Origin of the sequence: Liquorilactobacillus satsumensis DSM 16230 = JCM 12392 (assembly GCF_001435195.1) — a bacterium.
GTDB classification, from domain to species: Bacteria; Bacillota; Bacilli; order Lactobacillales; family Lactobacillaceae; genus Liquorilactobacillus; species Liquorilactobacillus satsumensis.
The window spans coordinates 83524-94384 of the sequence record NZ_AZFQ01000012.1; the positions used below are offsets into that span (position 1 = coordinate 83524).

The following is a 10861-nucleotide window of genomic DNA, read 5'->3' on the forward strand; positions in this document are numbered from 1 at the left end:
CTTTTTATTGCAGCTAAACATATTTCAAAAATTAAAATTTCATTTAATTTATAATTTCTCAGATTAATACTGAAAAACATGCGTTGCATCCATTCTGGGCTTCTTTAATGATTGCCAACATGGGACAAATCCAATAAGATGCTCCCGTAACTTAAACCTGCACCAAAACCTGAGAGCAGACTTAAGCCTTTGTGTCCGCGGCCATCCTTAAGCGCAAGATCCAAACCGATGGGAATCCCGGCAGAAGAAGTGTTTCCATAATAAACAACATTCTGAGCAAAAAGATGCAGGGGTAAAGCAAGTTTGTGTGCAATTCCCTCGATCAGCCTCAAATTTGCTTGATGTGTAACGACCAACCCTAACTCTTCAAGGCTGACGTTATTAATATGCAAAAAATGCTGAATGTAGCGTGGAACCTCTGTAATCACAAAATCAAAGACAGCATGTCCATCTTGATAGAAAGCATCCAAGCTAGGATAATTTTGCGCTGAAACTTGTGTTACATGCGGAATTCGGCCACTATGAATTACTTCAGGTGCAGGCTTAGTTGCCAATTCCTGTGCCACAAAAGCTTCTTGTGCAGGGTCATCCACTGCGCTTAGCAACACCCCGCCTGCCCCATCACCGAAAAATACGGTGGAAGTTCTATCTTGGAAATCCATCATTTTTGAATTAACTTCTCCAGCAATCACAAGTGCATTCTTATATATTCCTTGGCGCATAAATTTTTCTGCAGTATTGAGTGCAAACACGAAACCGGCGCAAGCTGCATTCACATCAAAAGCAACTGCAGCATCAGCTCCAATCTTTTGCTGTACTAAAATTGCCGTTGCAGGTGTTAATGCATCCGGTGTAATTGTCGCAACGATAATCAGGTCAATTGCCGTTGCAGGAAGTTGAGCTTCTTTTAACAACTTAACCGCCGTTTTAGCACACAAATCAGAAGTATTTTCATCAAGTGCATAATGTCGTGTCTTAATGCCCGTATGCTGTTGAATCCACGTATCTGATGTCTCCATAATCTTACTGAGTTCATCATTTGTAACGATTCGCTGTGGCACATAATGAGCAGTTGCAGCAATTTTAACAGCTTTAACCATCTTTTTCTGCATCTTCCTTTCAGGCACTCAAATTTTAATACTAAGGTGTAGCAAAAGGGACCCAAGTCTTCCTGGGTCCCTCTTTTAAAATGCGGGTAAATGGATTCGAACCATCACGGGCTATAACGCCCACCAGATCCTTAGTCTGACGCGTCTGCCAATTCCGCCATACCCGCAACAACAAAAATAATTATATCAAATCTAAGCATCAGAGGCAAGCTTTTTTACATTTCTTTTTGCACAAATTTCTAAAACACCATGACAATTTCCGCAAACATACCGCCGTCTATTAATCTTTCTTTGTCTAAAATACAACTGACCACAATTACGACAACGATATTTATACTTCCAAACTGGTGCAGCTGTTCTGGGCGCATATCTCAACCCACCAACTTGCAACAACAGTTCCTTAAACGCATGGTCTCGATGCCGATAACCTAGATGTTGCAAATGTAGATGATAATGGCAAAGTTCGTGCTTGATAATTCCAATCAAAACACCGTTTCCCAAAACAGCCATTCTAGGATTGATTTCAATATCATGCTGTTCTAGGAGATATCTTCCTCCAGTAGTTCGCAACCGCTTATTAAAGGTTGCTTTATGTTTAAACTCCAGTTGAAAAAAATGCCGCGAAATCTGAGTTACAAGCGTCTGCAGTTGGTCATCCTTCATATGATAGCCTCCTTTTCATTTAATTGCGCTCGCTTTCAATATTAAAAAAGACAACATCTGACAAGGAAGGTAACCTGTTTCAGAAGTAAAACTGTTCGTCTAAAAAAGCCCTCCACTCCTGAATATGCTAGCGGGTTTTACCAGCTAATGCAAGGTTCAGAAGCTCTGGGCTTAAAAATCTGTGACTTTAAACAAAAACTGCTATTTCCAAAACTCGTCATAAACCGTAATTGGCAAATGACGTTTGTGCTGCGTTTTAAAATACCAAGTCTCTATTTTCTTCGCCGCATCTTCAGGGACTGGACGCCCTTCTAAGTAGTTATCAATATCAGCATAAGTTACACCTAACGCAACTTCATCTGGTAAAGCCGGACGACCATCTTCCAAGTCAGCAGTTGGTTCCTTCTCATACAAATGTTTAGGCGCATCCAGCAATTCCAGCATTTTTCTACCCTGCCGCTTATCTAGACGCCATAAAGGAGTCACATCGGCTCCTCCATCACCATACTTCGTGTAAAAACCAGTGACCGCCTCAGCAGCGTGATCTGTGCCCACAACTGCTCCATGGCTGGCCGCTGCAACACCGTACTGTGCAATCATTCGTTGACGAGCCTTAATGTTTCCCTTATTAAAATCACTAACAAGCACACCATTTTCTTCAATACTTGCAACTGTTGCGTCCGTTGCAGGTTTGATATTTACTCTTACAGTCTTATCGGCTTGCATAAATGCAATTGCGTCCATTGCATCCTGTTCATCCGCTTGATTGCCATATGGAAGACGGACAGCAATAAATTCATAATCTTGCTTTCCGGTTTCTTGACGCAATTCTTCCACTGCCTTTTCACAAAGCTTCCCAGCTAAGGTTGAATCCTGTCCACCAGAAATACCTAGAATAAGTGAGCGTAAAAAAGAATGCTTTTGCAAATAATTTTTGAGAAACTCAACGCTCCTCCGGATTTCTTGTTGGGGATCAATCTCAGGTTTAACTCTTAATTCCTTGATTATTTTTTGTTGAAGTTCACGCATCGCTAGTCCTCCTGAAGTAAAGCTCAATTCAATGTGATAACATCTACCATCATTCTACCCTTTTTTAGTAATACTTTCACGAATTTCTTTAATTATTTTCATCTTATTATCGTAACAATCCTGTGAAAGATCTACCGGATAATCTTGCGGATTCAAATCACGCTTATACTCTTCCCAGAGACTATCTAACCGATCATGTGCATATTGTTTGATCACTTCAAGTGGAGGTAGTTGATAAACCAATTTACCTGCGCGATAAATATCATGGAGTAGCGGCCGCGCATCAAAATCAGTCACATATTTATTGATATAAGTGTAGTGCGGATGAAACATATAAAGCGATTTAATAGCTGTTGGATTCTCATACCACAGCGCAATATAATCGCCTTCGGATTTGCCATCGGCTTTCTTGGTAATTCGCCAAACTTGCTTGCGTCCTGGTGTAGAGACTTTTTCAGCATTGCTAGACAACTTAATTGTGTCTTCAAGCTTCCCATTTTCGTCTTCAATTGCCACCATTTTATAAACTGCGCCTAAAGCAGGTTGGTCAAATGCTGTAATTAATTTAGTACCGACACCCCAGACATCAATTTTAGCACCCTGCATTTTAAGATTAGTAATTGTTTTTTCATCAAGATCATTTGAAGCATAGATTTTGGCGTTAGGAAAACCAGCCTCATCAAGCTGTTCGCGCACACGCTTTGAAATGTAGGCCATGTCCCCCGAATCAATCCGGACACCTAAGAAATTAATTTTAGACCCGAATTCTTGTGCCACTTTAATTGCATTCGGCACTCCACTACGCAAAGTATCGTAGGTATCCACTAAAAATACACAATTTTTATGCGTTGCTGCGTATGCGCAAAAAGCTTCATAATCACTGCGGTAAGCCTGCACAAGCGCGTGAGCATGCGTTCCACTGGTTGGAATTCCAAATATTTTTCCTGCGCGCACATTACTTGTCGCATCGAAACCACCAATATAGGCCGCACGCGTACCCCAAATAGCTGCATCAAATTCTTGTGCTCTTCTAGTTCCAAATTCCATGATACCATCATCGTGAACTACCGAACGCATCCGTGCAGCTTTAGTTGCAATGAGAGTTTGATAATTAACAACATTCAAAATAGCAGTTTCCACCAGCTGACAATCAACAAGCGGGCCTTCAACCTGCAAAATTGGTTCATTGTTGAAAACGACTTCACCTTCAACCACTGATCTAATTGTTGCTGTAAATTTAAAATCACGCAGATATTCCAAAAAAGCAGGTGGAAAGTCATTTGTTCCTTTTAAATATTCAAGATCGGTCGCACTAAAATGCAATTTGTTAATATATTCAATTACACGTTCCAAACCAGCAAAAATAGCATAGCCATTTTCAAACGGTAGTTTTCGGAAATATAGTTCAAAAACCGCTTTCTTTTGATCAATTCCCTTTTCCCAATATGTTTGGATCATATTTAATTGATATTCATCCGTGTGAAGGGCATAGCTATCATCTGGGTAAATCTTTACCATCATTCATACTCCTTCTCAGTCACGCTGAGTTGATTTTTAAGGTACCGTAATTATAGAATAAACATTATATTATTTTAGCACTTTTTCATTGCACAGTCATTTCTGTTATACTTAGGCTAGCTTTTTTCGAAAGTAGGGATCCCATGAAAGCAAAATATCCAACGGTGAATGTTCTCGGAGTGAACTTTACCAAGATCACAAATCATGCCTTGCGCACGCAATTGATAGCAGACAGCCAACAGCACTTAAACCGTTTTGTTGTTACTGCCAATCCTGAAATTGTTTTGTATGCACGGCATGATCCTGCATATGCTAGGGTCATCCAGCAGGCTGATTATATAACCGCAGATGGTATCGGGATTATCAAGGGGGCACAACTTTTGCATACCCCGCTACCTGAACGTGTCACCGGTTTTGATACCTTGGTTGCGCTGCTTGCATTTGCTGCGCAAAATAATAAAAGGGTCTTTCTTTTAGGTGCAAAGTCAGCTGTTTTAGAATTGACAGTTGCGCACTTGCATGCGCAATATCCGCATCTCAAAATTGTTGGTTACCATGATGGTTATTTCGACGACGCGGCACAGGTTGCCGCTGAGATTACAGCAAGTGCCCCTGACTTTGTCTTTGTTGCACTAGGATTTCCAAAACAGGAATTCTTTATTGCAAAGTATCGCTCCTGTGCCTCTGCAATTTGGATGGGAGTTGGTGGTAGTTTTGATGTCTTAGCAGGGACCGTCAAACGTGCTCCGCTTTTTTGGCAAAAGCATCACATCGAATGGCTCTATCGGCTTTTGCAAGAACCTACCAGAATTGGCAGAATTTTGTCTTTACCGCGCTATCTCGCATTGGTCTTATTTTCAAAATATAACCATCAGAAAAAATAATTACCTAATCTGCAGCTTTTCTAACCAATTAATGACTAGTTTCCCATACACCAAATTTGTTTCTTAAAAGTAAAAAAGATCCAGTTTGAAAGGCTTTTCTACCTCTTTCACTGGATCTTTTATTAATTTTGGTATCTCTGGGATCTAAGTTATTTTTCGAGATAAAATTCAAACCGGTTTCCTGCATACTGTGTGCGTACATATTCAAACGGCCGACCGTCTTTTAAATTCGTAATCTGGCGTAAACGTAGAATCGCATCTCCACGTTTAATATCCAAATAATCAGCGATTTTTTCAGAGGCAAGCATTGCAGTTACTGTTTGCTGTGCATGTCCAATCGCATACCCGCTCTCTTCTAAAGCATGGTATAACGAACTCGTGACTTCTTCTTTACTGAATTCCTTAACTAACTGCGCTGGAATCGTAGCAACCTCAAAACAAATTGGAGTCTCATCAGCATAACGAATTCTTTCCATGCGCAACACCTGATCTTTTTCCTTCAAGTTAAGTTTTTCCATTTCACTTAAAGAAGGTGTCGTCACGTGATAAGAAAGTGTCTTGCTTGATGGAACCTTGCCTTGTTCTTTTGTAAGTTCCGTAAAACTCGTGACACCCGACATCTTTTCTTGCACTTTTCGCCGTGCAACATAGGTTCCTGAACCTACATGGCGTTCAAGGATACCTTCGTCAACTAATGTCTGAATTGCTTGTCTGAGCGTCATGCGACTGACTCCGAATTTAACAGCAAGTTCTCTTTCAGAAGGGATGCGATCGCCGATTGACCATTTACCGGACTCAATTGACCGTTTGATCACGTTATGAATTTGAATATAAACAGGCGAAGTCATCTTACTCCCTCATTTCTATTAATCACTAGCAAGCTGCCCCAAACTATATGTTTCCTTTAATTCCAAATTTTGATCGAAAACATTCAGATCAGCGTCCTTACCTACAGTCAGTGTCCCCTTATGCTCAAGTCCAAATTCACGTGCCTGATTAACGGAAGACATGAGCACAGCCTCGGCGATGCCACATCCGGTGAATCTGATTATATTACGGAAAGCATCTTGAAATTGCAAAACAGAGCCTGCAAGATTACCAGTTTCTAACCGTGCCTGCTTATCTTTTACGATTACCTTCTGACCACCCAGTTCAGAAACTCCCTCAGGCATCCCCTTTGCACGCATCGAATCCGTCACAAGTTCCATTCTGTAAGGGCCTTTAATCTCGTAGGCCAATTTAATCATGTCAGGAACTACATGAAAACCATCAGCAATCATTTCACAGTACAGGTTGTCCTCAAGCAGCGCGTGTCCTGTCACACCAGGCTGACGATGCTTAAATTCTCGTTGTGCGTTGTACAAGTGGGTCACATGACTAGCTTTTGAATGCTTGAGCTGCTCTCTTAAGGCATTACTATGACCGACTGACGGAACTATTCCATGTGCTAGGCAGTAGTCTTCAAATTCAGCAGCATGTTCGTCTTCTGGAGCATAAGTAATTAATTTGACACGGTGCCCCGAAAGTTCATCCCAATGCGCGAGTAAAGCAGCATCAGGATTTTGAATATATTCCTCAGGTTGAGCCCCTTTAAATACCGGAGAAATAAAGGGACCTTCTAAATGGATTCCTTGGATCACAGGATTTTTTGCCGCAGCTTCACGAATCCCATTCATTGCGTGTGCAATCTTCGCGTGCGACTGTGTCATTGTCGTTGGAAAGTAGCTGGTAATTCCTTCATGCACCATGTGACGAACCATCTCATCAAGCTGTGCCGCATCCCCATCCATTGCATCAAAGCCATAACCACCATGACTGTGAACATCAATGAAGCCGGGAACAATCAGTTGCCCCGCAAGATCGATAACCTTTTCAGCACTTTGCGGTTGATACGCACTCATCGGTCCAAGCTCTTCGATTTTTTTAGAAAAGCGAATGAAGCCGTCACTGATTTGCTCAGTTCCTGTATAAAGATGTGCATGTTTTAAAACTGTCTTCATTAGTAATGCTTCTTTCTTTATAATTATAAAAATCTACTAATGCTTTTCTTGGTCTTTAGCAATTGTGGCATCAATTCCTTTGACCACAGCACTCATAAATCCTGCATCTTCCATTGCTAAGAGTCCTGCAACAGTTGTGCCACCTGGGGACGAAACTTCATCAATCAAATCCCAAGGTGTTTTAGGCGTTCCCAAAACTTTCGCGGCACTGCCCCAAACTGCTTGTGCTGCAATTTGAGTCGCCTGTTTTTTAGTTAAGCCGTATTTAACGCCTGCTCGCGCCATCGCATCAATAAAGAGGTAAATAAAAGCAGGTGAACTTCCTGCCAAGGCTACAAAAGTACTAAAATCTTTTTCCGGGAGCAGGGTTGTTTTTCCAAGCTGATTAAGTAAGCCTTGTAATTCATCAAAATGCGCCTCTGATAAAAATTCTCCTTTAGCCAGAGCAGTCATTCCAGCATGCAATTCGACATTAATATTTGGCATTATACGTAATAATTCATGATTGCCTGCGCCCAAAGAAGCCTTTATTTCAGCTAATGAAACCCCGCTAACCATTGAAACAAGAACCCTTTTTTGCGTGGTAACGGCTTCCTTGATCTCAGCCAAAACACTGGGTAACACAGTTGGTTTTACCGCAAGAAAAATGACTTCGGCTTGATTTGCAAGTTCTGAATTGCTGTCAACTGGTTCCAAATGATTCTCAAATGCATACTTGCGATAATTTTGCGCGTGCGCACTATGTACAAAAATATCCTGAGCTTTTACTTCCCCATAAGTCAGCCACCCATTTATAATCGCCTTTGCCATGTTGCCTACACCAATAAACCCAATTTTCATTTGATACCCTCCTCATAAATGATATATACCAATACAGTGAATGTACCTATTTTTGCTCCAAATGTCAATCTAGAGCCTTAATAATTTCAAAGAAAATTTTATGCTAATCGGCAGCTTCAACTATCTACTATGCTAAATTGCGAACATCATCTGATCTTGGCTAAGGGTAATTCGTTGTTGCCTTAAAAAGTTATTTATCCTAAAAATTTAATTCGGATATTACAGTTTAAAATAATATTCTTGCCAAATAAAATTTTTTTCGCAACAAAAAAGAACATCACTCTTCAGCAACGTTCTTTCACTTTTTCTGATTGGGCTAGCTGGATTCGAACCAGCGCGTCACGGGATCAAAACCCGATGCCTTACCGCTTGGCTATAGCCCAATTATGGTGGAAGGGAGTGGATTCGAACCACCGAACCCGAAGGAGCGGATTTACAGTCCGCCGCGTTTAGCCAGACTTCGCTACCCTTCCAAAGATCACAAACACAGATATCATATATCCGACCTTATAATAATACTATGATTGTGATCTAGATGCAAGCTTTTTTTCAATTCAATTAATACAATTCTTGAAGATCTCTTTGAATCTCATCAAATAATTTGATACCTTTTAAGCGACACCGACCATCAATTTTTTAATCTGTGGTACAAGCATTAACAATACAATTCCAAAAATGATAGTTACCGCACCTACTATTCCAAAATAGAGAACTTCCGATCCCTTAGTATAAAAACGAACAATCTGTGAATTGAAAGCCTGCGCAACTGCATCACTCAAGAACCACATACTCATCATTTGTGATTGAAAAGCTTTGGGAGCAAGTTTGGTTGTAGCCGAAAGGCCGATTGGAGAAATTAACATTTCCCCAATGATTACTAGTGCCCAACTCATCACTAGCCATAGCGGACCAACCTTAGTTTCAGAACCAAATAACATCCCTGGAAGCATCATCCACAAAAATGAAATTCCGGCAAAGAATAAGCCATAAGCAAATTTTGTAGGTGAAGAAGGTTGGCGGTTACCAAGTTTAGTCCACAACAGCGCAAACAGCGGGACATAGATCATAATAAAAAACGGATTCATACTCTGGAAAAAACTTGCTGGGAAATTAAATCCCCAAAGGGTCAGCCGCGTCTGCTGCCCTGCAAATAATGCCAAGACCACTGCACCTTGTTCTTCAATGGACCAAAAAAGCACACTTGCAATGAATAACGGTACGTAAGCCCATACCCGAGAGCGTTCTTTAGTAGTCAGTTTTTGGCTGTTTAGCATTAAAACAAAGTAATAAACCGGAATTAAGACTGCCAAAATTGTAATCAGTAGAATAACATTAGTAATATTTAAAAGATCAAACAAGCCCATAATGACAAAAATTAAAATAAGTGCAATTACTGCCAAAATACCTTTTTTAACTAAGCTCTTCATCTCTACCGGACCAATTGGATCCTTTGGGTAAAGACTGTCCTTGGTCAAATATTTTTTACCGTCAAAATAATATTGAACCAAACCGAAAAACATTCCAATTGCAGCTAACGAAAACCCTAAATGAAAGTTTACTTTTTGCCCTAAATAACCTACAAGATATGGTGACACGAAAGCTCCCATATTAATTCCGAAAACAAAAATACTGAATCCTGTATCGCGTCGTGAATCAGTAGCTTGATAAAGATCACCCACCATCTCAGAAACATTAGGTTTTAAAAGCCCAGTTCCCACGACAATCAGTGCAATTGAAATAAACAAAGCCAGTTTTCCAAATGGTGTTGCCAAAGCAATATGCCCCAACATAATCAAAATTCCGCCTACAAAAACGGTTCTTCTGCTGCCCCAGAGACGATCGCTAACGAACCCCCCCACAACACTAGAAAGATACACCAAGGATCCATAAATTGCCATTATGGATGCTGCAACCGTTTGATTAAAACCTAATCCGCCAGCCGTCACTGAATAGTACATATAATACAAAAGGATGGCACGCATTCCATAGTAACTAAACCTTTCCCACATTTCTGTGAAAAAAAGTGTCGCTAATCCTCGCGGATGCCCTAAAAAAGCAGTATCCTGCGCTTCTTTATTCATTACCTAATTCCTCCAAATATCTTGTATAAGCTACAAGAAAATTAATAATAGTTCAATTAAATGACTTAACACTTAACACACAACAGATTTAATTATAGGAGCTTCACCTCAGAGCGTCAACTCTAATTGTGAAGGCTCTTTCAGCCTAGAATTTCTTCAAGCCACCGCGCAATCATGCTAATTTTCAAACTAATTATTTTGAATTTCACAGTAAAAATAAAAAGTGGGACAACAGGTGTTTAGATGGCGAGAATTAACAGCATAAGGCGGATAATTCCGCGATGGGATGGTGGCTGACTTACACTGTTAAGTGCAGCCATCTGGCTTTTGGTGCACGTTTCAGCATTAGCTGTTTGGAAATAAAGAGCACAAAAAAAGAGTTCGCGACTTTTGTCCCAGACCCTTAATTCAAAAGAAATTATGTACTTGCATAGATATGCCGGCTGCAGGATTCGAACCTGTGACCCTCGGTTTACGATACCGATGCTCTACCAGCTGAGCTAAGCCGGCACAATGTTGATGACCCGTACGGGATTTGAACCCATGTTACCGCCGTGAAAGGGCGGTGTCTTAACCACTTGACCAACGGGTCATAAGTAAGCTTTTAACTTACTATAAAACAAAGGTACTCAGAAAATTAAAAATAATCAGTTCCCCGGTTATCTATCCTCCTGAGTACTATTATTTGCACGGCAACGACCTACCCTCGCAGGGGGCGATCCCCCAACTACTCTTGG

Annotated in this window: 9 protein-coding genes and 5 tRNA genes; 1 reads left to right on the forward strand and 13 read right to left on the reverse strand. The window is 40.7% G+C overall.

Annotated features, from left to right (window positions below; genetic code table 11):
* Positions 1–104: 104 nt before the first annotated feature.
* The 5 genes from FD50_RS01265 to FD50_RS01285 form a co-directional block, all read right to left on the reverse strand.
* On the reverse strand, positions 105–1100 hold the full coding sequence (locus FD50_RS01265; protein ID WP_056959710.1) for a beta-ketoacyl-ACP synthase III: 996 nt from the start codon (positions 1098–1100) through the stop codon (positions 105–107).
* 90 nt (positions 1101–1190) lie between these two features.
* Positions 1191–1276: transfer RNA gene (locus FD50_RS01270), tRNA-Leu, on the reverse strand.
* A 25-nt stretch (positions 1277–1301) separates the two neighbouring features.
* Positions 1302–1772, reverse strand: coding sequence for a SprT family protein (locus FD50_RS01275; protein ID WP_054757912.1), 471 nt, complete (start codon positions 1770–1772; stop codon positions 1302–1304).
* A gap of 201 nt (positions 1773–1973) precedes the next feature.
* Positions 1974–2801 (reverse strand): ammonia-dependent NAD(+) synthetase, encoded by an 828-nt coding sequence (gene nadE / locus FD50_RS01280; protein WP_056959711.1) that lies wholly within the window; start codon positions 2799–2801, stop codon positions 1974–1976.
* Between the two features lie 54 nt (positions 2802–2855).
* Positions 2856–4319: a nicotinate phosphoribosyltransferase gene (locus FD50_RS01285; protein WP_056959713.1), complete on the reverse strand. Its 1464-nt coding sequence runs from the start codon at positions 4317–4319 to the stop codon at positions 2856–2858.
* Between the two features lie 143 nt (positions 4320–4462).
* Between FD50_RS01285 and FD50_RS01290 the strand changes: the two genes are divergently transcribed.
* Positions 4463–5203 carry a WecB/TagA/CpsF family glycosyltransferase gene (locus tag FD50_RS01290; RefSeq protein WP_056959715.1) on the forward strand — a complete coding sequence of 247 codons (741 nt, stop codon included), beginning with the start codon at positions 4463–4465 and terminating at the stop codon, positions 5201–5203.
* A 149-nt stretch (positions 5204–5352) separates the two neighbouring features.
* On the opposite strand, the gene FD50_RS01295 is transcribed toward FD50_RS01290, so the two are convergent.
* The 8 genes from FD50_RS01295 to FD50_RS01330 form a co-directional block, all read right to left on the reverse strand.
* A complete protein-coding gene (locus FD50_RS01295) occupies positions 5353–6051 on the reverse strand; it encodes a GntR family transcriptional regulator (RefSeq protein WP_054757914.1) in 699 nt (232 codons plus the stop codon).
* 18 nt (positions 6052–6069) lie between these two features.
* The gene (gene nagA / locus FD50_RS01300; protein WP_056959718.1) at positions 6070–7203 is read right to left on the reverse strand and encodes an N-acetylglucosamine-6-phosphate deacetylase; all 1134 of its coding nucleotides are present in this window, start codon (positions 7201–7203) and stop codon (positions 6070–6072) included.
* Positions 7204–7239: 36 nt separating this feature from the next.
* Entirely contained in the window at positions 7240–8043 is an 804-nt protein-coding gene (gene proC / locus FD50_RS01305; RefSeq protein ID WP_056959719.1) for a pyrroline-5-carboxylate reductase, read from the reverse strand.
* Positions 8044–8354: 311 nt separating this feature from the next.
* A tRNA-Gln gene (locus tag FD50_RS01310) sits at positions 8355–8426 on the reverse strand.
* A gap of 4 nt (positions 8427–8430) precedes the next feature.
* Positions 8431–8516: transfer RNA gene (locus tag FD50_RS01315), tRNA-Tyr, on the reverse strand.
* A gap of 138 nt (positions 8517–8654) precedes the next feature.
* Positions 8655–10124, reverse strand: a complete 1470-nt coding sequence (locus tag FD50_RS01320; RefSeq protein ID WP_056959722.1) for a peptide MFS transporter — start codon at positions 10122–10124, stop codon at positions 8655–8657.
* A 437-nt stretch (positions 10125–10561) separates the two neighbouring features.
* A tRNA-Thr gene (locus FD50_RS01325) sits at positions 10562–10634 on the reverse strand.
* Positions 10635–10644: 10 nt separating this feature from the next.
* Positions 10645–10716, reverse strand: a tRNA-Glu gene (locus FD50_RS01330).
* Positions 10717–10861: the final 145 nt, after the last annotated feature.